At 69.2% G+C, this 22034-nt stretch carries 22 protein-coding genes and 1 tRNA gene; 7 read left to right on the top strand and 16 right to left on the bottom strand.

The window, feature by feature from the left end:
* Positions 1-64 precede the first annotated feature (64 nt).
* Positions 65-550, top strand: a complete 486-nt coding sequence (locus K6T50_RS13865) for a DUF7321 family protein (protein WP_222608932.1) — start codon at positions 65-67, stop codon at positions 548-550.
* A 34-nt stretch (positions 551-584) separates the two neighbouring features.
* Here K6T50_RS13865 and K6T50_RS13860 read toward each other — a convergent pair whose 3' ends face one another.
* On the bottom strand, positions 585-803 hold the full coding sequence (locus K6T50_RS13860; protein ID WP_222607158.1) for a hypothetical protein: 219 nt from the start codon (positions 801-803) through the stop codon (positions 585-587).
* A gap of 66 nt (positions 804-869) precedes the next feature.
* Positions 870-1553: an endonuclease III gene (gene nth / locus K6T50_RS13855; RefSeq protein ID WP_222607157.1), complete on the bottom strand. Its 684-nt coding sequence runs from the start codon at positions 1551-1553 to the stop codon at positions 870-872.
* 154 nt (positions 1554-1707) lie between these two features.
* Here nth and K6T50_RS19165 point away from each other — a divergent pair, with 154 nt between their 5' ends.
* Entirely contained in the window at positions 1708-1836 is a 129-nt protein-coding gene (locus tag K6T50_RS19165; protein ID WP_275673105.1) for a hypothetical protein, read from the top strand.
* On the opposite strand, the gene K6T50_RS13850 is transcribed toward K6T50_RS19165, so the two are convergent.
* The 6 genes from K6T50_RS13850 to K6T50_RS13825 all read right to left on the bottom strand — a co-directional run bounded on the left by K6T50_RS13850 (position 1826) and on the right by K6T50_RS13825 (position 3828).
* A complete protein-coding gene (locus K6T50_RS13850) occupies positions 1826-1993 on the bottom strand; it encodes a hypothetical protein (RefSeq protein WP_222607156.1) in 168 nt (55 codons plus the stop codon). The two genes, K6T50_RS19165 and K6T50_RS13850, sit on opposite strands and share 11 nt — an antisense overlap.
* Positions 1990-2292 carry a hypothetical protein gene (locus K6T50_RS13845; RefSeq protein WP_222607155.1) on the bottom strand — a complete coding sequence of 101 codons (303 nt, stop codon included), beginning with the start codon at positions 2290-2292 and terminating at the stop codon, positions 1990-1992. Before K6T50_RS13845 ends, K6T50_RS13850 begins: the two co-directional genes overlap by 4 nt.
* A gap of 210 nt (positions 2293-2502) precedes the next feature.
* A tRNA-Gln gene (locus K6T50_RS13840) sits at positions 2503-2575 on the bottom strand.
* 86 nt (positions 2576-2661) lie between these two features.
* Positions 2662-2814 (bottom strand): hypothetical protein, encoded by a 153-nt coding sequence (locus K6T50_RS13835; protein ID WP_222607154.1) that lies wholly within the window; start codon positions 2812-2814, stop codon positions 2662-2664.
* Between the two features lie 88 nt (positions 2815-2902).
* On the bottom strand, positions 2903-3340 hold the full coding sequence (locus tag K6T50_RS13830) for a metal-dependent transcriptional regulator (RefSeq protein ID WP_222607153.1): 438 nt from the start codon (positions 3338-3340) through the stop codon (positions 2903-2905).
* A gap of 2 nt (positions 3341-3342) precedes the next feature.
* A complete protein-coding gene (locus tag K6T50_RS13825; protein ID WP_222607152.1) occupies positions 3343-3828 on the bottom strand; it encodes a ferritin-like domain-containing protein in 486 nt (161 codons plus the stop codon).
* A gap of 262 nt (positions 3829-4090) precedes the next feature.
* Here K6T50_RS13825 and K6T50_RS13820 point away from each other — a divergent pair, with 262 nt between their 5' ends.
* Positions 4091-5377: an MFS transporter gene (locus K6T50_RS13820; RefSeq protein ID WP_222607151.1), complete on the top strand. Its 1287-nt coding sequence runs from the start codon at positions 4091-4093 to the stop codon at positions 5375-5377.
* 100 nt (positions 5378-5477) lie between these two features.
* On the opposite strand, the gene sufD is transcribed toward K6T50_RS13820, so the two are convergent.
* The 4 genes from sufD to K6T50_RS13800 all read right to left on the bottom strand — a co-directional run bounded on the left by sufD (position 5478) and on the right by K6T50_RS13800 (position 13343).
* Entirely contained in the window at positions 5478-6686 is a 1209-nt protein-coding gene (gene sufD / locus K6T50_RS13815; RefSeq protein WP_222607150.1) for a Fe-S cluster assembly protein SufD, read from the bottom strand.
* A 37-nt stretch (positions 6687-6723) separates the two neighbouring features.
* On the bottom strand, positions 6724-8154 hold the full coding sequence (gene sufB, locus K6T50_RS13810) for a Fe-S cluster assembly protein SufB (RefSeq protein ID WP_222607149.1): 1431 nt from the start codon (positions 8152-8154) through the stop codon (positions 6724-6726).
* A 56-nt stretch (positions 8155-8210) separates the two neighbouring features.
* Positions 8211-9128 (bottom strand): ABC transporter ATP-binding protein, encoded by a 918-nt coding sequence (locus K6T50_RS13805; protein WP_222607148.1) that lies wholly within the window; start codon positions 9126-9128, stop codon positions 8211-8213.
* A gap of 138 nt (positions 9129-9266) precedes the next feature.
* Positions 9267-13343, bottom strand: coding sequence for a DNA polymerase domain-containing protein (locus K6T50_RS13800; protein ID WP_222607147.1), 4077 nt, complete (start codon positions 13341-13343; stop codon positions 9267-9269).
* A 237-nt stretch (positions 13344-13580) separates the two neighbouring features.
* Here K6T50_RS13800 and K6T50_RS13795 point away from each other — a divergent pair, with 237 nt between their 5' ends.
* The 3 genes from K6T50_RS13795 (at position 13581) to K6T50_RS13785 (ending at position 14778) form a co-directional block, all read left to right on the top strand.
* Positions 13581-13751, top strand: coding sequence for a DUF7331 family protein (locus K6T50_RS13795; protein WP_222607146.1), 171 nt, complete (start codon positions 13581-13583; stop codon positions 13749-13751).
* Between the two features lie 81 nt (positions 13752-13832).
* Positions 13833-14240, top strand: a complete 408-nt coding sequence (locus tag K6T50_RS13790; RefSeq protein WP_222607145.1) for a DUF7322 domain-containing protein — start codon at positions 13833-13835, stop codon at positions 14238-14240.
* Between the two features lie 118 nt (positions 14241-14358).
* Positions 14359-14778 (top strand): DUF7346 family protein, encoded by a 420-nt coding sequence (locus K6T50_RS13785; protein ID WP_222607144.1) that lies wholly within the window; start codon positions 14359-14361, stop codon positions 14776-14778.
* 35 nt (positions 14779-14813) lie between these two features.
* Here K6T50_RS13785 and rad50 read toward each other — a convergent pair whose 3' ends face one another.
* Genes rad50 through K6T50_RS13770 form a run of 3 tightly spaced genes read right to left on the bottom strand, consistent with a single transcriptional unit; the run spans position 14814 to position 19305 of the window.
* Entirely contained in the window at positions 14814-17522 is a 2709-nt protein-coding gene (gene rad50 / locus K6T50_RS13780) for a DNA double-strand break repair ATPase Rad50 (protein WP_222607143.1), read from the bottom strand.
* The gene (gene mre11, locus K6T50_RS13775; RefSeq protein ID WP_222607142.1) at positions 17519-18895 is read right to left on the bottom strand and encodes a DNA double-strand break repair protein Mre11; all 1377 of its coding nucleotides are present in this window, start codon (positions 18893-18895) and stop codon (positions 17519-17521) included. The genes rad50 and mre11 overlap by 4 nt, the downstream gene beginning before the upstream one ends.
* A complete protein-coding gene (locus tag K6T50_RS13770) occupies positions 18895-19305 on the bottom strand; it encodes a DUF7966 family protein (protein WP_222607141.1) in 411 nt (136 codons plus the stop codon). Before K6T50_RS13770 ends, mre11 begins: the two co-directional genes overlap by 1 nt.
* Before the next feature lie 97 nt (positions 19306-19402).
* Between K6T50_RS13770 and K6T50_RS13765 the strand changes: the two genes are divergently transcribed.
* On the top strand, positions 19403-19978 hold the full coding sequence (locus K6T50_RS13765; RefSeq protein ID WP_222607140.1) for a DUF84 family protein: 576 nt from the start codon (positions 19403-19405) through the stop codon (positions 19976-19978).
* Positions 19979-20014: 36 nt separating this feature from the next.
* Here K6T50_RS13765 and K6T50_RS13760 read toward each other — a convergent pair whose 3' ends face one another.
* Positions 20015-21946: a flippase-like domain-containing protein gene (locus tag K6T50_RS13760; protein WP_222607139.1), complete on the bottom strand. Its 1932-nt coding sequence runs from the start codon at positions 21944-21946 to the stop codon at positions 20015-20017.
* Positions 21947-22034: the final 88 nt, after the last annotated feature.

Raw genomic sequence — 22034 nt, 5'->3', positions numbered from 1 at the left:
GTCGACGCGACCGACCGACCGCCGTCGGAGGGCTTAGGGGTTCCCCGGTCCGATGGGCGGACGGATGGTCTCGGAGGCGACGACGGCGACGGTGGCCGCGGCGATGGTGACGGCGAGCCTGCCCTTCTACCTCTACGGGGCGTGGATCATGGTCGGACGCGACCAGGATCACGTCACCTGGGACCGGCTCATGCGCCACCTCCGCGTCATCGTTCCGGGGCTGGTGCTCAACACGGTCCCCGTCGCGTTCTGGATGGCGCCGCGGCTGTTCGACCAGTTCGGCGGTGCCGCCGCGATCCACGCGTTCCTCGGGCTCCAGGCGTACGCCCTGCTCGCGTTCGGCCTAACCGGCATCGTCCGCATCTTCCAGGTGAAACGCGGCGCGGACCTCTACGAGATCGAGGACCCCGACACGAGCCTCAACGACCTCCACGAGAACATGGCCGCGTGGCGCGGTCGCCTCCGGATCGGCGTGTTCGGATACGTGCTGTTCTGGTGTTTCGCGTACGTCGTCGGGCTGTACCGTTACTACGGGCTGTACATCGCGTGACCGGCGAAGAAGTCTCAGGCGGCGACCTCGATCGCTACTGGTACGGCTCCTCGTCGCGGTGGGCGTCGGGGTTCTCCTGTTCGGCGGCCTCCTCCTCGCGCGCCTCGCCGTCCGTGTCGTCGCGTCCCGGCTCCTGATCCGGCATCGCGTCCTCGGGAGCGTCGTCGTCCGCGTCCCTCGACGACGTGGCGTCCTCGGCCGTTTCGAGGTCGGTGTCCTCCTCGACGTCCGTGCCGTGTCCGTCGTCGGACATGGCTACAGGTTGACTGTTCCGACGGGTAAGCTCGGTGGCCGAACGCCGGCTTCGACCATCTCCGGTCTACCACGCCTCGCCGCTGGCGAGGTCCACGGCCGCGTCCCCGCGCTCGGACGGACAGACGTCCGCGAGCACACACTCGTCGCAGTCGGGGTTCCGCGCCGTACACGTCGCCCGCCCGTGGCTGATCAACAGGTGGGTGAACATCCGCCAGTCGTCCTCGGGGACCACGCCCATCAGGTCCGTCTCGATCGCGCCGGGGCGCTCCTCCTCGGTGATCCCGAGGCGTCGGGAGATGCGCTGGACGTGCGTGTCGACGACGATCCCCTCGGTCACGTCGTGGGCGTGCTGGAGCACGACGTTCGCGGTCTTGCGCCCGACGCCGGGGAGGTCGGTCAGCTCGCTCATCGTGTCCGGGACCTCGCCGCCGTGTTCCTCGACGAGGATCTCGCCGATCCCCTTCAGGTAGCCGGCCTTGTTGTTGTGGAAGGTGATGCCGTAGATGTCGTCGGCGAGTTCCTCCTCGCTGGCCTCGGCGTAGTCCTCCGCCGTGCGGTACTTCTCGAACAGGTCCTCGCAGACCTCGTTGACCCGCTCGTCGGTGCACTGCGCCGAGAGGACGACCGCGACGAGCAGCTCCAGCTCGGTCGAGAAGTTCAGCGAGATGTCCGTGTCGGGGTACTCCTCGTAGAGGCGGTCGAGCACCTCGTCGACCTGCGCCTCCCGGGAGTCCAGCGGCGTTCCCATACGCGATCCACCGACCCCGGCCGCTTCAACGGTTCGAAGCCGGACGGCTCCGTGGCGGTCGACCGCGGAGGCCGGAGGGCGGGGGGCGGAGCACGTGAGGCGGTGAATCGAACGAAGGGGGAACGGTTTTGTCGCCGCCGTGGGAGCCGTCTGTATGGACCTCGGCCACCTCGATCACGAGTCGTTCCGCGCGGCCGTCGGGACCGCCCTCGGCTACGGCGCGATCCTCGCCGTCATGACGGCGTTGCTGTTCGGCGTTCCCTACCTCCTGTTCACTCTGTGAACGTCACCGTTTTGTCGGTCCCGTCGAATTCGATGCCATGGACCGCCAGCAGGTGCTCGCGCTGGTTCTCGTCGGCTTGATGGTGTTCTCGTCGCTCGCGTACGCCGTCTCGTTCATCTGACGCGATCCGACGCGAGAACTCCGCCCCCCGACTCAATACAGCGGCTCCGGCTCGTCGCCCTCGACGGGGTCGACGCCGAGGGCGTCGGCGATCGTCAACAGTTCCGGCTTCGAGAAGCTCCCCGTGTCGGCCTCCTCGGTCGTCTCGGCCAGCCCGACGGCCACCCTGACGGCAGCACGGGTCGACTCGTTCGTCGACCGGTCGCCCGCGGGAACGTCGAGCGCGTCGGCCAGCGCCGCCAGCTCCTCCTTCGTGAACGTCGCGGTCGCCTCGCGTTTGAACCGACCGACGCCGCCCCGGATGCCGTTGCGGATGTCGTGAACGGTGAGCGTCACGGTCGATCGCAGGGAGTGGGGAGTGAAAACGTCGCCGGCGCGTCCGCCGCCGGCGACGTGAAGCGCCGTCCGACGGTCGGCTTATCGACGCGAGCGCAGGACGACTGAGGATAGTCCCGGGCGGATTCGAACCGCGGTCACTCCGCTTCGCTCCGTTCCCTGCTTCGAATCCGCGGTGCGACTGTCCGTCCTCACTTCGTTCGCACAGAATAGTCCCGGGCGGATTCGAACCGCCGTCGAAGGCTCCAAAGGCCCTCATGATTGGCCACTACACCACGGGACTGCGCAACCGAGCGTACTGGACCGACGTACAATAGGATTGCCTTCCACACTCGTCCGAGCCCCGGCCGAACCGTTCCGCGCCTCCGGTCAGGTCCGACGGATGTCGAAGCCGTCGCACTCGGGACACTGCTGTCTGTTCGCGTCGAACCCTCGCCCACAACCGGCACACTCGAAGTCGTGATCGTCGTCGTCGTCCGCCCCCACGAACGACCTGATCCGATCGGTCACCCCGCTACCCATGGACCCGGTCTACCGGAGGCCCCCACTTAATCCCGCCGGGTCGCCGCGGACCGACACGTCCGGGCGAACGACGCGGCGGCGACGCGGGTCAGTCGGCCGGGTTCTCCGACTCGACTTCCGCGATGTACTTGCAGGCGTCCGTCTCGGCGTCGAAACAGTCGGGGCACTCCGAGGAGCGGTCGATGATGGTGTCGAGGCGCTCGGCGACGGTGTCGTCGATGACCGCCTCCAGCGAGCGCGCCTCCGCGCGGAACTCCTCGACCTCGAGGACGTTCGCGAGGAACCGCTCGATGATGCAGTAGTTCGACAGCGCCTCACGGGCCCTGACGATCCCCTCGTCGCTGAGGGAGACGCCCTTGTACTTCTCGTGTTCGGCGAGGCCGCGCTCCTCGAGTTTGCCGATCATCTCGTTGGCGGAGGCGGGACTCACGTCGAGCGCGTCGGCGACCGCGCCCGTCGAGGCGGGGCCGTCCTCCGTCTCCTGCACGAGGTAAATCGCCTTCAGATACTGGTCTGCCGTGTTCATCGTTATCGCCGCTCCATGATCTCCGTTACCTCCTCGACGCCTTCCTCCTCCTCCGCGCGGATCCCCCGGAGCGTGTCGAGCACCCGGTCGCGGTCGACGGAGAACGACGAGTCGCTCCCCTCGATCGCCTCGATGAGGTCGTCGTAGAACTTGTAGGCGGTCTCCTCGTTACACAACTGGTCGTACAACACGCCGTCGAAGTCCTCCGGCTTCGTCTTCCCGTACTGCGCCTCGACCAGCGCCTCGATCTCCTCGTAGGAGACGGACTCGGCGTCGAGCTCGTCGATGAGCCCCTCGAGTCGGTCGCGGTGGTCGGCCGACTCCTCGGCCGCGTGTCGCAGCAACGCCTCGACCTCGTCGTCGAAGTCGCCGTCCATCTCGCGGTGGTGTTGGGTGGAGCGCGCCTCCACGACTTCCTCGAGCACCACGCCGATCTGGAGGAGCCGGGCCAGCTGGTGGTCGGAGGTGACCCGCTGTCCCACGCTCACGGGCGACCACCCGTCCGCGCGACGGCGAGGGGTCGGTCGTCGACCTGTTCCACGGTCATCGCTTCAGCGTCCGGGGACGGCGACCGTAAGCCTTCCCCTCCCGCCGGCCTGCTCCCCGTGGCCGACAGCGGCGACGACGACAGCGGTGACCACGACAGCGGCGGCGGCGACACCGACGGCGACGGCCGCGGCGGCGTCGACCGCACGAGGGCCACGGCGCCGACGCCGAACGCTCAAGCCGGCGGGGGTCCAACGCCCCCCGATGGCAGCCGCCGGCGACACGTCACCCGCGAGGACGACCCCCGACAGCGACCGCCGCGACCGGGTCGCGCTCGCGCTCGTCGTGTACGCCGTGTTGCTCGCGCAGACGCTCGTGTACCCCGGCGTCGACCTGCTCACCGCCGAGTTCGGCGGGGGCGGCGTCGCCGGGCCGACGCTGTTTCTCGCCGTCGAGTTCGCCGCCTTCGCGCTGTTCGCCGGCCCCTGGGGGACGCTGTCGGACCGGCTCGGCGAACGCCGGCGGCTCGTCGCGCTCTCGGCCGCCGGCGGCGCGGCCGGCTACCTCGCGCTCGCGGTCGTCGCCGGAGGCGACCTCCCCTTCCTCGCGGCGCTGGTGCTTCGAGGACTTCAGGGCGCGATGACCGTCGGCGCGCTCTCGCTGGCGATCTCCGCGCTCGCGGACCGGTCGGGCGGCAACGGGCGAAATATGGGCGTCGCCGGCATCGCGATCGGCCTCGGGACCGCCAGCGGCGCGCCGCTGGGCGGCCAACTGTTCGAGGTCGGCGCGACCGTCCCGCTGTACGCCGCCGCCGGCCTGCTCGGCGTGGCCGCCGCGGGGTCGCTCACGATCCCCGACCGACCGCCGGAGCCGGCGGAGTCGGCGGCGGTCGGCTCCGACAGCGGGGCCGACAACGAGGGCGGCCACGGCGGGCTCGGGGCGCTGCTCGCTGGGGTGCGCGACCGGCGCGAGCTCGCGATCCCGTACGCGTTCGCGTTCGCCGACCGGCTCGTCGCGGGCTTCTTCGCGCTCGTCGGCACGCTGTACTTCCGGGAGGCGTTCGGGCTCGGACCGGGCGCGACGGGCCTGTTGCTGGCGGCGTTCTTCGCGCCGTTCGCGCTGCTGCAGTACCCCTTCGGCCTCCTCTCTGACCGGATCGGCCGGGTCGTCCCGGTCGCCGCCGGGTCGGCGGTGTTCGGCCTCGTCGTGATCGCCGTGGGCTTCGCGCCGACGGTGCCTACGGTCGCCGCGACGATGGTCGTCGTTGGCGTCCTCGGCGCGCTGATGGCGCCGGCGACGCTCGCGCTCGTCGTGGACCTCGCGGGCGACGACGGCCGCGGCGCCGCGGTCGCGGGGTTCAACGCCGCCGGCAGCCTCGGCTTCCTCGCGGGGTCGCTGGTCGGCGGCGCCGTCGCCGCCGAGTTCGGCTTCCGGGCCGCGTTCGTCGTCGCCGGCGGCAGCGAGTTCCTCCTCGCGGTTGCGACGCTGCCGGCGCTGGTGCGGCTGGGTCGACGAAGCGGACGGACGGCGGTCTTCAGCGGCGGCGACTGACTCGACGGTGCCGTCGCTGTGAGTGCTGGAGCGGACGCCGAAAAACCGCGGCAGTGAGTTCCGAACGCGGGTGCCGCGAACGCCGCGAGTGTCGCGGGCCTCAGTCGAGGCGCGCGACGATCAGGTCGTCGATGTCCTCGCGCAGTTCGTCGACCTCGACCTCCTCGAGGACGGGGACGAAGAAGCCCTCGACGAGCATGTTGCGCGCGGTGTTCTCCGAGATGGCGCGGGAGGTCATGTAGAACATGTCCTCCGCGTCCACCTGCCCGACGGTCGCCGAGTGCGACGCCTCGGTGTCGTGGTTGTGGATGATGAGCTTCGGCGAGGCGTCCGCCTCGGAGTCGTCGCTCAACATCAGCGTGTTCTCGCGCTGGTAGGAGCTGGTGTCCCACGCGTCGCGACCCACGTCCTGAACGCCCTCGTACACAGAGCGGGCCTCGTCGTCGAGGACACCGCGCGTGACCAGGTCGGCGGTCGTGTGCTCGGCGTTGTGCCACACGCGGGCGTTGATGTCGAAGTGCTGGTCGTCGTGCCCGAAGAACGCGCCGACGATCTTCGTCTCCGAGGAGTCGCCGTTCAGCTCAGTCTCGATGTCAGAGCGGGTGAGCCGGGAGCCGATGTTCCCCTCGATCCAGTCGATCGTGGCGTACCGGTTCGCGTCGCCGCGCTTCAGCGTGAAGTCGTACACGTCCTCGTCGAGGTTCTGCAGCGAGCCGTACTGGACGTACGCGTTCTCGCCCGTGACGATCTCCACGAGGTTGCTGAAGTAGCGGTCGCCGTCGACCTCGGAGCCGTTGGAGATCCGCTCGAGGATCGTCGCGGAGGCGTTGTCCTCGGCGACGACGAGCGTGTGGCTGAACAGCGAGGTGCTGTTCATCTCGGCGCGCACCTTCACGTCCTCGGCGTCGACGCCCTCGGGGACGTAGATGACCGTCCCCGTGGTGAACAGCGCCGTCGACAGCGCAGTCAGGTAGTTCGTCTGCGGGTCGGTGACCGAGCCGAAGTGCTCCTCGACGAGCTCGGGGTGCTCCTCGAGCGCCGTCTCGAAGTCGAGGACCGCCGCGCCCTCCGCGGAGATCCGTTCGGTCTCGTCGCGCTGGTCGAGCGGGTCGACGATCGACTCGTAGTCGAGGTCCTCGAGGTTCGTCCAGCGGCGGCCGGGCGTCTCGATGACGCTCGGCATCTCCGACTCCTCCAGCGCGGCCAGCGCGTCCAGGCGCGTCCGGCGGAGCCAGTCCGGTTCGTTGCGCTCCGCGGAGATCTCGTCGACGGTCTCCTCGGAGATGCTTGCGGGTAGCTGTGTGCTCATTGTGTGTGGTGAGTGGGTGGTGACGGAGCGCCGGGGGTTACCCGAGCGAGCCCTCCATCTCCAGTTCGACGAGCCGGTTGAGCTCGACGGCGTACTCGATGGGCAGTTCCTCCGTGATCGGCTCGATGAAGCCCGAGACGATCATCTGCTTGGCGTCGTCGTCGTCGAGGCCGCGCGACTGCAGGTAGAACACGTCCTCGTCGCCGATCTTCCCGACGGTCGCCTCGTGGGCGACGTCCACCGTCGACTCGTTGATCTCCATGTACGGCATGGTGTCGGAGGTGGACTCGTTGTCGAACATCAGCGCGTCACACTCGACGGCCGTCGAGGAACCCTCGGCGCCGTCGGCGATGTGGACGAGGCCGCGGTAGTTCGTGCGGCCGCCGTCCTTCGAGATGGACTTCGACTCGATGGTCGACTTCGTGTTCGGCGCGTTGTGGTACACCTTCGCGCCGGTGTCGATGTTCTGGCCCTCGCCGGCGAAGGCGATGGTGATGTGGTTGTCGGAGGCGCCGCGGCCCTTGAGGATCGAGGAGGGGTACAGCATCGTCGCCTTCGACCCCATCGACCCGGAGATCCACTCCATCCGGCCGTTCTTCTCGACGAGCGCGCGCTTGGTGTTGAGGTTGTACGTGTTCTTCGACCAGTTCTGCACGGTCGAGTACTGCACGTGGGCGTCCTCGCCGACGAACACCTCGACGCCGCCGGAGTGGAGGTTGATCGCCGAGTACTTCGGCGCGGAACAGCCCTCGATGTAGTGGACTTCCGAGCCCTCCTCGGCGACGATGAGCGTGTGCTCGAACTGGCCCATCCCCTCGGAGTTCATCCGGAAGTACGCCTGCACGGGCATCTCGACGGTGACGTCCTCGGGGACGTACACGAACGAGCCGCCCGACCAGACGGCGCCGTGGAGCGCGGCGAACTTGTTGTCGCTCGGGGGGACGCACGTCGTCATGAAGTGCTCGCGGACGATCTCTTCGTGCTCCTGGACCGCCTGGTCCATGTTGCAGAAGATGACGCCCTTCTCCTCCCAGCGCTCCTGCATGTTCTGGTAGACGACCTCCGACTCGTACTGGGCACCGACGCCCGAGAGGGCGTTCTTCTCGGCCTCCGGGATGCCCAGCTTGTCGAAGGTGTCCTTGATCTCGTCGGGCAGCTCCGTCCAGTCGTCGACGCCCGCGCGGACGTCCACGTCGGGGCGGATGTACGGGACGATCTCGTCGACGTCGACCTCGCTCAGGTCCGGCTGGCCGGGCCAGTCGGTCGGCATCGGCATCTCCTGGAACTGCTTGAGGGCGCGCAGGCGCCGCTCGAGCATCCACTCGGGCTCGTCCTTGTCCTCGGAGATCGCGTGGATGGTCTCTTCGGTGAGACCCTTCTCCGCCGCGAACGCCGCCTTCGAGTCTTTCTTGAAGTCGAAGCGCTCCTCGGTGTCGGTCTCCTTCAAATGGTCCTGTTCGGAACTCATGTGTTGATCGTGTTTACGGGTGTGTACGCATTAGCCTGTTCAGTAACCATAATCGGTTATGCCGTGCCGTAGACCTCGTCGCGGACCCAGTCGTACCCCTTGTCCTCGAGCTCCTCGGCGAGCTCGGCGCCGCCGGACTTGGCGATCTTCCCGTCGATCATCACGTGGACGTGATCGGGCTCGACGTAGTCGAGGATACGCTGGTAGTGGGTGATCTGGAGGATGCCGGTGTCCTGCTCGTCGCGGAGGGCGTTGATGCCCTTCGAGACGTCCTGCAGGCGGTCGATGTCCAGCCCGGAGTCGATCTCGTCGAGCACGGCGATCGAGGGCTCCAGAATAGCCGCCTGGAGAACCTCGTTCTGCTTCTTCTCGCCGCCGGAGAAGCCGGCGTTGAGGTAGCGCTCGGCGAACTTCTCGTCCATGTCGAGCAGCTCCATCTTCTCTTTCATGAGCTGCTGGAACTCGGCGACGCCCACGTCGCCGTCGTCGGCGGGCCCCTCCATCGGGGAGGTCTCGTAGCCCGAGTCGTCCTCGGCGTCCGCCTCCGCCTCGTCGTCCTCGTCCTCGAAGAGCTCCTCGCGCTCGTCGAGCTTGGCGTTGAGCGCCTGTCGGAGGAAGTTCACCATCGTCACGCCCTCGATCTCGGCGGGATACTGGAACCCGAGGAAGATGCCGAGCGCAGCGCGCTCGTTGGGTTCGAGATCGAGCAGTTCCCAGGTGAGGTCCTCCTCGTCGATGTCCGCGTCGATGTCCTCGACGTCGGCCTCCGAGAGGGTCAGCGTCACCGAGCCGCCGGTGACCTCGTAGGCCGGGTGGCCCGCGATGACCTTCGCGGTCGTGGACTTCCCGGAGCCGTTCGGCCCCATCAGGGCGTGGATCTCGCCGTTGTTCACTTCGAGGTCGACGCCCCGGAGGATCTCTTCGCCCGTCTCTGCGACCTCCGCCTGGAGATTTTCGAGTTCGAGTGTCGCCATGTTCGTGTATACGCCTCTACGGGTGAATGGGGTCGTTCGACGCATGAAGGTTTCGCATCCGCACGCGTGTCTTTCTCACATCCGAAAAATCGTTTGTCGGATGCGAAAATCGAGGTGGACGAACCGGTCCCGACTCGGTCACATGAAGCTGCCGAGGCCGGTCTGTTCCTGGCCGCTTTTGATCTCCTCCCAAGACATCCCGAGCGCCTCGATGATCCGGGCGATAGGTCCCTTGAGCGTCTTGTCCAGCATCTTGTCCCAGTCGACCTCGAACTCGTCGGGGACCTCGTCGGCGTACTCGAAGCAGATCACGTCGGGGTCACGCTTGAACTCGCCGTACAGAGGGTCGGTCTGTGGGTCGAGTCCGTGCTCCTCCTCCATGCGGGCCCAGAAGTCCGGGTGGACCTTCTCCAGGTAGAGGCGCTTGGGCTTCGACCCGCGCTGGAAGTTCGTGCCCAGCAAGAGGTTCGCGTACTTCGCGCCCCGCACCTGGGCGGTGTCGGTGTCGTAGCTCTCCAGGCGCTTGCCGATGCCGCCGGGGATCCCCACCTCGTCGAGGTCGGCGTCGCCGTCGAGGAAGCTCTGGATCTCCGCGTGGAGGTAGTCGGCGATGTCCTCGGTGTCCTCCCCGTGGACGATCATCTCGATGACGCGCTTCTGGACGCGCTTTGTGACGGGCGCGATGTCCGAGCGCTTGTACTCGAAGCCCGTGATGTCGATGTCGTCGACGTCCTTCCCCTCCTTCCAGACGATGTGGCCGGCGTAGCGCTTCTTCTTGCCCGCCTGAAAGAACCGCCGGTAGAGCTTCTCGAACTCGATCTCGAAGCGGTGCTCCTCGGCGTCGAGTTCGTCGCGCGCGAAGTCGTCGTAGCGGCCGTTGATGTGCTCCTCGATCTCCTGGGAGAGCCGGATCACGGCGGCCAGCCTGAGGAGCTCGTGGTCCGACATCTCCGGATGGATCTCGGCCATGTTCTCGGAGACGGTGGCCTCCTCGATTTCCTCGTCGGATATGCCGTCCAAGCTCAACATGACCGAATCGGTGTCGCCGTATGTGACCTCCCTGCCGAGTTCGCCCACCGCCTGCTCGGTGAACTCGATGACACGACGACCCATCGCGGTGATCGCGGCGGCGTTGTCCTTGTCGTACAGGCGGAAGCGCTCCCAGCCGGAGACGCCGTACAGCGACTGACCCACGAACTGGAACTTGCCGTTCCGGCCGGCGAGAAGCGTGTGGTTGTCGGCGACGGTGACGCAGTAGACCCCCTCCTCGGCGGTACTCCGACCGCCGCTCCGGTTCATCCGGAGGGTGTTCTTCGAGTCCTCCGTGCAGTAGATCCGCCACGACCCGCTGTCGCGGTTGTAGTTCGCGGTGAGTCCGAGGTGAGCACACAGGCGAAGCACGTCGTCGCGGAGCCGGTCGCTGGACGTGGTGTAGCGCCACGAGGTCGCCGACCCCCGGTCGCCGTCGCCGGCGATGAGCGTGTCGAGGAACCGCCGCTTCTGCTCGCTGCTCGCCTCGAACACCAGGTCCGGGATCCGTTTCTCGAAGCTGTCCGCACCGCAGCGCTCCCGAAACGCCTCGCCGAGGAGCTTCGACGTGAACTGATACGCTCGGTCGTCGACGTACGTGTCGAACCCCATCCGGTCGAGGAGGTCGCCGATGGAGGCGTGGTGGGACGTCCCGCCATCCGCGACGGCGTTCTGTGCGATCTTGACCGTCGTGGCGGACCCTCGGAGCTGATCGCCGAACCGCTTCTCCTCGGACGTGTACACGTTCCCCTCGGTGACGTACCACGCCAAGAGGTCGAGGAAGTCGTCACCGTCGTACGTCCGCGGGATCCACTTCCTGTTCGGCTCGCTGTGGACGTAGAAGTCCGAACAGACCGAGTCGAGATAGTCGCGGTGCTCCTCGAACTCCGCGGCCGAGAACACGTAGCCGGTTGTCCCGACGTCGTTCTTGACGACCTTCTTCGGGTAGTACCCCAGCTCGGCCGCGAGCGTGTGGCCGTGGACGTCGTTGTTCGCCCAGACCTCGTAGCCGTCGTCGAGCAGTCGGGTGAGGTCGACCTCCTCGATCCGCTCCCCGTCGGGGCCGGACCAGTCGTGCGGGAGTTCGTAGTTCGTCGCGCTGTCGAGGTCGCCGGCCTCGACGAACCGGTAGTCGTCCCCGTCCCACGAGATGCCGTTCGTCTCGTTCTTCCGGACGAGCATCCGATGGTTCGGCGTGACCCTGAAGTCGATCTTGCTCGTCTCGACGTCGACCAGTTCGTCGCGGTAGTCCGGATAGGCGTGCGTCTCGACGACCGGCTTCGCCTCCATCTGCATCGTCTCCGGGTCGAGCGAGTACACCTCGTCGCCGACGTCGAGGTCGGTGACCCCCCGGACGCCGTCGGGCGTGACGACCTCGGTGTCCGGCGTGAAGCAGTTCATGATCACCTTCGTCGCTGCCTGCTGGCGGTCGTACTGTTCGTAGGGGTCGGAGCCCGGCTCGTGCTCGTCGCGCTGGCCCTTGAGGCGCTCGCGCTCGGTGAGCAGCTCGTCGACCATCTCACGCATCATCCCGTCGGGCTCCTTGCGGAACCGCGTGCCGTTGGGCGCGCGGTACGTCTCCCCGTCGAAGGCGTCGGGGTCCTCGACGATGGTCTCGGGGCTGGCGTTGATCGTCACCATGCACATCGGGTACAGCGACTTGAGGTCGAGCACGGACACCATCTCCTCGACGCCGGAGATGGGCTCGAAGACGGCGCCGCCCTCGAAGTCCTCGCCCTCCTGTTGGCCCTTCGTCGGGAGCACGAAGTCGCCGTAGGCGTTGTGGAGGACGTACATGTCGACCGCGTCCCCGGGCGTCGGGGCGTCCTCCAGTTGACAGCCGACGAACTTGCGCGCGTCGTCCCAGAACGCGACGATCTTCTGTTTGCGGTCGATCTCGACGCACAGCTCCACGTCGCGGACGTTGTACTCCAGCAGGCGCTCGGGTTCCTGTTCCCACAGGTCGCCGATGTCGCCCGTATAGCGCTCCTTGCCCACGTCGAGTTCGAGCTCGCCGACCGCGTCGAGCCGGTACGACTCCAGCTCGGAGAACTGGGTGCGCTGGTAGGCGTACAGCAGGTCGAAGACGACGCGACCCTTCACGTCCGGGCCGCCCCAGCCCGAGCGCCACGTCTCGTTCACGCGGGAGAGCCGGTCCGGCGAGAGGTCGTGGTCGCTCCGCGGGTCGAGTTCCTCACAGCGGTCCATGAAGTACGGCGCGTCGAAGTCCTCGAAGTTCCACCCCGTGAGGACGTCCGGATCCGTCTCCTCGATGTACGAGACGAACGCGTCGAGCATCGCGTCCTCCTCGGCGAACGTCCGCACCTCGATGTCGCTGTCGCGGTCGCCGATCTGCTCGTAGTCGTCGAGGACCGCGGGCGCGTCGACGCCGCCGACTGGCGCGTCGTACAGCCACGCGATGTACTCGTCCTCGTAGGAGTCGTGGGAGGTGAGACAGACGATCGGCTCCTCGCCGTCCTCCGGGAAGCCGTTGCGGTCGTCGACCTCGATGTCGAAGGTGTTCACGCGGATGTCCGCGTCAACGTCGCACGGCTCGACGTGATCGGGCGTTACCTGCAGCCGACCCCGGTTCTCGCCGTCGCGCGCGTCGAGCCGTCGTTCCTCGACGCGCAGCCCGGAGGTGACGCCGTGGTCGATGAGGAATCGGTTCGGGAACAGGATGTCCGCCTCGTAGGTGCGCTCGAAGTCGTCGCGGATCTGGCCCACGTCGCGGGGCGTGCGGGCGACGACCTTCGTCACCGGTTCCCCCCGGATCGACTCGAAGCGCTCGCCGTCGGGCCCCTCCTCGCGAGTGTCGAGGATCACGTCGTACTCCTCGACGAGCTCCCGGCCCTCGATGTCGACCGTCGGGACGTAGAAGTACGGCTCGGTCCCGAGCACGCGGACGTGTTCGGGCTCGTTGTCGGCGGTGCGGCCGAACACGTGGACGACTGGGTACTCCTCGGCGCCGCTCCCCTCGACGGTGTAGTCGACGGCGGTAACCATGAACTCGACCGTGCCGGTCGAGTCCGGCACGACGATGTCCTCGCGGTCCACGACCGCGCTCACTCGCCCCTGTCCCGCGCCGGCGACGTGCGCCGCCTCCGCGGCGGGGCGGTCGCCGCTCCCGTCGTCGGCGTCCCCGCCGCCGGCGAACTGGTCGAGGCCCGCCTGCGAATCGCTCATTGACGGGTCTTTGCCGTTCGCCGGTAAAAACCTCCCTTTCGTGCACCGGTCCTCGCCGTGGACGGCCGGCGTCGGCGAGGCCGACCGAATACGTCGGCCTTCGCCCCGGTAGGGCCGCCGTACTCGGTCGCCGACGTGGTCCCGATCTCGTCCACGATCCGCACGCCGGGGCGGCGATGGCGAGGAACACCGCCACGGAAAGGCATATACCGTGCCATTACATACCACGGTTCGGAGATGACCCACGCATCCGATACCCCGTTGGAGCGCTCGGGCTCGAGCCCGGACGAGGCCGTCGAGACGGTCGAGGCGTACGAGGACGACGGGCGAACGGTGCTGTACGACGCCGAGAACCCCCTCGCGTGGGTGGAGGCGAGCGAGGCGGTCACGCTCGCGGACGCGGCGTAACGTCGCCGATATCCCCTCCGAGACAACCGTGAACCGCGCGGTCTGACAACCCTTTTCCCCGCCGATCGCCAACCGAGCGACGTGCTCGGCGAGGACGACGACGACGGGGAGCTGTTCGACCTCGAGCGACAGGCCAGCGAGGCCGAAGGGCGCGGCCCCCGCGTCGATGTTCCGTCCGTCGACGACCCGTCCGACTCGCTGCCCGACCCGTCGACGGTCGATCCCGCCATCCAGCGGGCGTTCGTCACGGCCGTCGTGTACGCCAACGTCGCGCTGCTGGGCGTCTCGCTGGGGCTGATGCTGGTCGGGTTCCGCGGCGACTGGCGACTGGGCGGCGCGTCTATCGTGATCGGCGTACTCGCCGGCGTTCGCGTCTATCAGACGGTTCGCTCGTTCAAACAGCGTGACACGGACGAGGATACCGATGCCGGCGCGGACGAAGACGCTCCCGCGTCGACGGTCGCGACTCCCGATTCCGAGGACCGCTGACCGCCGTCACCATCCACTGACGACCGCCACCGCTCCACTACCCGCCGCCACCGACGCCACCGCTCCACTACCCGCCGCCACCGACACGACTTTTCGCGTGCGGCCGCTTTCGCCACCCATGCAGTCGGTTCGGGACGCGGACGGAACCCGGTACCTGATCGTCAAGCGGTCGTCGGAGTCGAGTCTCGTGCGCGACCCGGCGACCGGCGAGGAGCGCTACGTCCCGAACGACGACCTCGAACCCGACGGCGAGTCGCCGCTGTCGGCGGCCGCCGACGGCCTACCGTCCGAACTTCGCCGGGCGGTGCTGGCGTGTCGCGACGAGCGCGCGCTCGGGCTGCTCGTGGAGTTCGCGGACCGGGGGCCGGTGTCGGTTCGAACCCTGTTGGACGCCTACGACCTGTGTGAATCCGACCTCCACGGGGTGCTCGCGGAGTTTCAAGCCGCGGGGCTGCTCGCGGAGACCACCGTCGCCGGCGAGCGCGGCTACGAGCCCACGGAGGCGGCGCTGCGAGTCGTCGAACGGTTCCGCGACTGACCGGCGCCGGTTCCCGACTCCGGCGATCCGGCCTCTCAGTCGTCGGCGTGCTCGGCCTCGCCCGTCGGAAGCTCGACCGCCGACAGCGACGGATCGGCCATCCGTTCGACCGTCGACCGGTTCGACGTGGGGTTCTTCTCGACGCGCACGAGCTCGTCGGCGGCGCCGACGAGCTCGTCGTCGTGGCTGACGATCAGGATCTGCCTGACGCCGAAGCCGCGCATCTCGTCGATCAGGTCCGCCAGCCGCGAGACGTGCCCCGAGTCGAGGAACACCGTCGGCTCGTCGAGGATGAGCGGCGGCGTCGGCGCCGCGCCCTCGATCCCCTCGGCGAGCAACCGGTAGATGGCACAGCGCAAGGAGAGGTTGAACAGCGCGCGCTCGCCGCCCGAGAGCTGCTCGGGGTCCAGCGGCTCGCCGTCCTTCTGGTAGACGGTGAGCTCGTACTCGCCGTCGAGCTCGATATGCGAGTAGGCGTCGTTGCCGTACACCAGCTCGAACGTCTCGTTGAGCATCCGTTCGAGGCTCTCGACGTTCGACCTGCGAAGCTCCGCCCGGAGGTCGCCGTACATCGTCTCCAGCTCCTCGGTCTCCTCGTGGAGCGCGTCCAACTCGGCGACCCGCTCGGCCAGCTCGTCGCGTCGCTCGCGCAGCGCCTCCAGCTCGTCGAGTTCGTTCTCGACGGCGCCGATCCGGCTCGTGAGGTCGTCGCGTCGCTCGCGCAGGTCCGAAAGGGCGTCGTCGACCTTCTCGATGTACTCCTCGGCGTTCTCGAGGCGCTCCCTGGCGGACGCCACCCGCTCGTCGTCGAACGCGTCGCGGAGGTCGTCGCGCCGGTCACGCTTCGTCGCGAGGAACTCCCGGCGCTCGTCGTTGCGGTCGGCGATGTCCGCGCGCTTCTCGGTTAACCGCTCGATCTCGGACTCGGCGTCGGCGACCTCCTCGCGCGCCGCCTCGACGGCGTCGATCCGGTCGCGGGCGGTCTCGACCGCCTCGAGGTCCGTTTCCAACGATTCCACGTCCGCTCGCGCTTCCTCGGCCTCCTCGGCCTTCCGTTCGCTGACCTCGCGCTTCTCCTCGGCCTGCGACTCCAGATCGTCGGCGTCCTCGCGCAGCTCGGCGGCGCGCTCCCCCGCCTGCTCGATCTCCGCCTCCTTCTCTGCGATGCCGTCCTCGATCAGCTCGTGTGTGTCCGCGATCTGCCCGAGCCGGTTCTCCGCCTCGACGAGCTCCTCGGCCCGGTCGAGCGCCTCCTCCAGCTCCGTCTCGCGCTCGGTCAGGTCGTCGAGTTCCGCCTCCAGCTCGGCGACGCGCTCGCGCTCGTCGTCGAGGCCGTCGACGTGCGGCGAGCCGTCGACCGGCTGACCGCACTCGGGACACTTCCCCTCCTCCAACAGCCGCTCGGCCTCCTCGACGCTCGACCGTGCGGCGCTCACCTCGTTGCTCGTCTCGCGGATCTCCGCGCGGACCGCCTCGAGGTCATCGCGGATCGACTCGCGGTGGGCGGACGCCCCGCCAACCGAGACGGGCACGTTATCGAACTTCGCCCGGAGCTGCTCGCGCTCGGTCTCCAGCTCCGCCAGCGACTCCTCGCGCTCGGCGAGCGTCTCCGCCGCGGCCTCGGCCTCCTCGTCGAGCTCCGTCGCCCGGGCGCGCTTCTCGTCGGCGCGCTCGGCCGCCTCCTCGGCCTTCTCCGCGAGGTTCGTCGACTGGTTCGTGAGGGCGTTCACCCGCGAGCGCGTCTCCCGAAGCTTTTCCCGCAACTCGTCCTCGCGGTCGTCGAGTTCCTCGCGGCGCGCGTCGAGCGTCTCCGGGTCCGCGTCGTCGACGTCGACGGCCGAGAGCCGCTCCGTCAGGGTCGCCTCGGCGTCCTCGACGCGGTCACGGAGGTCGGCGACCCGGTCGCCGAGCCGTTCGCGCTCGGCCTCGTCCTCGCGGATCGTCGCCTCCAGGTCCTCGATGTCCGACTCCAGCTCCGACAGCTCCTCGCGACGCTCCTCGTACTCGTCGAGGACCTCGCGGGCCTGCTCGCGCGTGGACGCCGCCTTCTCGCGCTGCTGCTCGTAGTTCTCGATCTTCTCGTCCACGTCCGCGAGCGTCGACTCCAGCGAGTTGAGCCGTCCGTGCAGGTCGCGGTCCTCCTTCTCGGCCACCTGCTCCTCGACGCTCTCGAGCGCGCCCCGCGTCGTCGAGCGGACGTCCTCGACGCCGAGGCGCGCGTCGCCGGCGCGCTCGCGGTACTCCTCCAGCGTGCCCAGCTGGAGGAGGTCGTCGATCATGTCCTGGCGCTCGGTCGGCGTGGCGTTGATGAGCTTGTTCACCTCGCCCTGCCGGACGTACGCGCAGTTGACGAACGCCTCCGCGTCCATGCGCAGCAGGTCGGCCACGAACGACCGAACGTCGGTCGCGCCGTCGCGGTGGACCGTCTCGTCGTCTGATTCGAGCGTGCAGGTGGTCGTCTGGATCTGCTCGCCGTAGCGCTTCAGCTCCCGGCGCACGTGGTACGACCGGCCGTCGTGAGTGAACCACAGCTCGACCTCGCACTCCTCTGCGCCGTTGGTCACCACGTCCTCCAAGGTGCCGTCGAGCGCCTTCGAGCCGTACAGCGCGAAGAAGCACGCCTCGAGCAGCGAGGACTTCCCGCTGCCGTTGAGCCCGTGGATGACCGTCACGCCGTCCGAGAGGCGGAGGTCGGTGTCGGCGTACGGCTTGAAGTTCCGCAGCCGCAGGCGGTCGAACCTCACTGAGAATCACCCAGGGTGAGCTGCCCGTCGTCGCCCTCGGCGTCGGCCGGCGGGGGTCCCTCCTCCGCGGCATCGCCGTCCCCGCCGGTCGCGTCGTCAGCGACCGTACCATCGTCCGCCGCCGCCTCATCGTCTGTGGCCGCCGCGTCGTCCGGTTGGGCACCGTCGTCGCCGCCTGCCTCGTCCGCGGCCGCCCCGTCGTCGGCACCGTCCGCCGCGTCGCCGCCGTCCAGTCGGTTCTCGATCCGCCGTTTCGCCTCCTCGCGAACGTTCGAGTCGGGGAGATCGCCGCGGACCACGTCGTCGACCTCGCGGGCGGCCTCCGACAGGTCGAGTTCACCGATGCGCTCGCGAACCGCCTCGTCGGGGTCGGCGAAACTCACAGACAGCTCCGTCTCCGCCTCCACTTCGCGGCGGTCGGTGACGCGGGCGATGAGCGCGCCGCGCTCGGCGGCGAACTCCTCGACGGCCGCGGGCGCGATCGGCTCGCCGTCGCCGGTGACCCGGACGATGACGACCGCGTCCTCGACATCGCGCTCGCGGACACGGTCACGAACGCGGTCGAGGCCTTCGCCGTCTGCGAGTTCCACGTCGACGAAGACGAACGGGCGCGTCTCCAGCGCCCGGCGGCGGATGTCGACCGCGTCGTCGCCGGCCTCGGCGTCGGCGCCGAGGCGGACGAGGTTGTAGCCGCGGGGGTCGCGCTCGCTGGCGGACGCGCGCTCGGTCGACCCGCAGTAGGTCACCCACGTGCCCGACACCTGCGCGGTGTCGGGCGTGTGGTTGTCGCCGAGCAACACCGCGTCGAAGTCGACGGTCGACCGCTCCAGCAGCTCCTCGGTGTCCCAGTCGGCGTACGCGAACGGCTCGAACAGGCCGTGGCTCACCAGAGCGGCGGCGTCGGCGTCGTGGGGCGCGAACTCGTAGTCGAGCTCGTCGCGCCTGCTCTCCGGGACGTGATCGAGCCCGTAGAACGCCGTGTCGCCGATCACGGTGGGCTCGTCGTCCAGCCGGGTCGCCAGCCCCATCGACTCGAACAGGTCGAGCCACTGTCCGCCGCGCGTGGACTCGTGGTTGCCGACGACCGCGAGGAACGGGATGTCGGCGTCGTCCAGCGTCCGGAGGGCCGAGAGCACGCCGAGCAGGTCGGGGAGGTCGGGCCGGCGGTCGTGGAACAGGTCGCCGGCGTGGACCACCGCGTCCACGTCGTCGCCGGACTGCGTCCGGCTGCTCGCGGAGCTTTGCTCCGCGTCGTCGTCGACCGCGTCGGCGACGACCCGCTCGAAGGCGTCGAGGAAGTCCGCTCGCCGCTCGGGCGAGTGGTACTGGCGGTACCCGATGTGGGTGTCGCCGGTGTGGATAACCCGCGTCATCAGTTGTCGGCGGGTTGTTCCGCCGTCGGGATATGCCTATCGCGACCGGAGTGAAAGTGGTCCGCGACGCCTGCGGAAGTCGTCACACCACCGGGAGCCGCGTCCCGGTACGCCGCCCGGTAGCGTTCGATCGTCTCGGTGACCGCACGGGCCCGGCGAGCCAGCGCCGGGTCGACTGTCGTCTCCGCGACCCCCGCAGTCCGGCGGAACCCGTCGTCGTCCGCGAACGCCGCTGCGGCCTCGACGCTCGCCAGCGCCCGCTCGGCCTCGTTGACGAGGTCGCGCTGTTCGGCGGTCGCCTCCCGCGCGGCGCCGTCGCCGCGGGCGCCCCCAGTGTGCTCTGGCGGACCGACCGCAAGGGCCCGAAGCGTCTCGCGGACGTGCTCGGCGGCGGTGGACTGTCCGGCCATCGCCGGGACTGGCCTCGGCATCGTACATCAACCCTCGCCGACGTACGCCGTCGCGGCGGAAGGCAAGACACACGTACCGCGACGCGAACCCGCGGGTATGCGGATCGGCGTCGGCTCCGGCAATCCGGTGAAACGCGAGGCGACAGAACGGGCGGTAGCGGGCGCGGGCGGCTCGGGCGGGAACGGAGACGGCCTCGCCGGCGACGCGGACGGCCTCGGCGACGGCACGGTCGTCGAGGCGTGTCCCGTCCCCTCGGGCGTCTCCGAGCAGCCGTTCGGGCACGACGAAACCCGAACGGGGGCGGTGAACCGAGCGAACGCGGTGCTCGATGCGGACGCCGGGGCGTACGATCTCGGCGTCGGGATCGAGGGCGGCGTCGCGGAGTACGCCGGGAGCGACGGGCTCTTTCTCGTGATGTGGGCGGCCGTCGCCGACGGCGAGCGCGTCGGGGTCGGCACCGGCCCGAGCCTCGCGCTGCCGGGATCCATCGCCGCGCGCGTCCGGGACGGCGAGGAACTCGGACCGGTGATGGACGACGTGCTCGGGGAGTCGGACGTGGCGAGAAACCAGGGCGCCGCGGGCGCGCTCACCGACGGACGGGTCGACCGGACCGACGCGCTTCGGACCGCCGTCGCGGGCGCGCTCGGCCCGTTCGTGACGGACCTGTACTGAGCGGCGTCGCGAACGCTCGGACCGAGAGTCGAGTGCTCAGTCGTCGTCGCTCGGGAACTCGCTCCCCTCGGGTTCGCCCTCCTCGTCCAGCTCGGCCGTCTCGTCGACGGCGTCGGTGAGCGAGACGTTGAACCCGATCATCGAGACGACGCCGCCGGCGACCGTGACGGCGTTCTTCACCGCGTGGTCCAGCACCGCCGCCGCGAACGCGACGGCCGCGGGCACGCCGCCGAGTCCGACCACGAGCGCGGTGAAGGCGGCCTCGTACAGCCCGATGCCGCCGGGCGACAGCGGCAACACCTTCGCGAGGTTGCCGACGGAGACGGCGAAGAAGCCGACGACGACCAGCTGGGTGACCGTCATCGACTCGACCGCGGCGGGGAACGCCGCCAGCACGAGCAGCGCCGTCACCACGTCGAGGGTCCACACGACCACGGAGACGCCGCCGACGCGGGCGAAGGAGGCGCGCGTTCCCGCCACCGTCTGCACGCCGGCGGTGAACTCCTCGATCACGCCGGCGACGTAGTCGACGTACGAATCGGAGGAGAACCGGGAGACCACGTCCCGAACGTAGTTGCGGTCGCTGCGGGCGGTCGCGACGATGACGAACAGGCTGGCGACCGCGACGACGCCGATGCCGGCGGCGACCTGGATCGCCCGCGAGACGGCGGCCGGCGGGACGCCCGGGACGTTCGCCGACACCGCCGCGGCGACGGCGCTCGTCCCGTCGGTGACGAGCAGCCCCGCCAGCACCGCGCCGGCCATCGCGGTGATGGTGAGCAGGTCGAACACGCGCTCGGCCGCCAGCGAGGCGAAGCCCGTCGGGTACGGGATCCCGCGGCGCGCCTTCACGACGTACGCGCGCACCGCGTCGCCGGCGCGCGCCGGGAACACGAGGTTGCCGGTCTGGCTGATGAACACCGCGCCCGTGAGGAACCCGAGCTTCTCGCGGTAGCCGAGTTCCGTGAGGATGTCGCGGTACCGCAGCCCCCGCAGCGGCCACGAGAGGAGGTACACGAGCGTCGCGGCGGCCACCGGCGCGGGGTCGGCGCCCTCGAACGCCGCCAGCACCGCCGAGGGGTCGAGGTACACCGTCATCAGCGCGAGCGCGGCGACCGTGAGGACGACGCCGGCGGCGACCGTCCTGGTGCGAGTGATCCGCGGCGACACGGACAGCTGCCACCACAGCCGAACGATCTGGCTCCCCATGCCGAACACGTCGCGAACGAGGTCGACCTTCGAGTCGCCCTGCGGCTCCCATTCGACGGGGAACTCCGCGACCCGGAACCCCCTGCGCTGGGCGCGCACGAGGAGTTCCGTATCCCAGAACCAGTGGTCGTCCTCGACGGCCTCGTGGAGCTCCTCGAACGCCTCCCGTGAGAGCGCCTTGAAGCCGCACTGGTGGTCGCGCAGCCGGGACCGGAGGACGGTCCGAACGATGAGGTTGAACCCGCGCGAGGGGACGCCGCGCTTTGCCGGGCGGTCGGCCTCGTCGCCGGGGATCCACCGCGACCCCGTTGCCACGTCGTACCCCTCCCGGTCGATCTTCGCCACCAACTCCTCCAGGTGGCCCATGTCCGTCGCGAGGTCCGTGTCGAAGTACACGAGCGTGTCGCCGGCCGCGCGCTCGAACGCGAACTCCAGGGCGCCGCCGCGACCAAGCCGCCGGTCGCTGTGGAAGTGGCGCACCCGGTCGTCCTCGCGGGCGAGCCGGTCGGCGATCTCGGGAGTGTCGTCGTCGCAGCCGTCCTCGGCGACGATCACCTCGAAGGCGTCGTTCGGGAGGAACCCCTCCAGCGTCCCGACGGTCGTCCGGACGGTCCCCTCGATGGTCGCCGCCTCGTTGAACGCGGGGAGCACGACGCTGACGCGGATCCCGTCGGCGGCGGCGTCGCCGGCGGCGGTGCCGACGCCGGCGCGGTCCACGCCGTCGGGGTCGGGATCGGGGCGCCCGTCCGGACTACTCATTACCCTCTCGGTGGCCGTCGACCGGGTAAGAACCTTCTGTCATTCCGGCGGGGCGCGACCATGTTAGGCGACCGTACCGACGCGGCGA

This window comes from Halobaculum magnesiiphilum (assembly GCF_019823105.1).
Lineage (GTDB): Archaea > Halobacteriota > Halobacteria > Halobacteriales > Haloferacaceae > Halobaculum > Halobaculum magnesiiphilum.
Note: the sequence above shows the minus strand (reverse complement) of the source record. Positions and strands in the feature narration are given on the sequence as shown.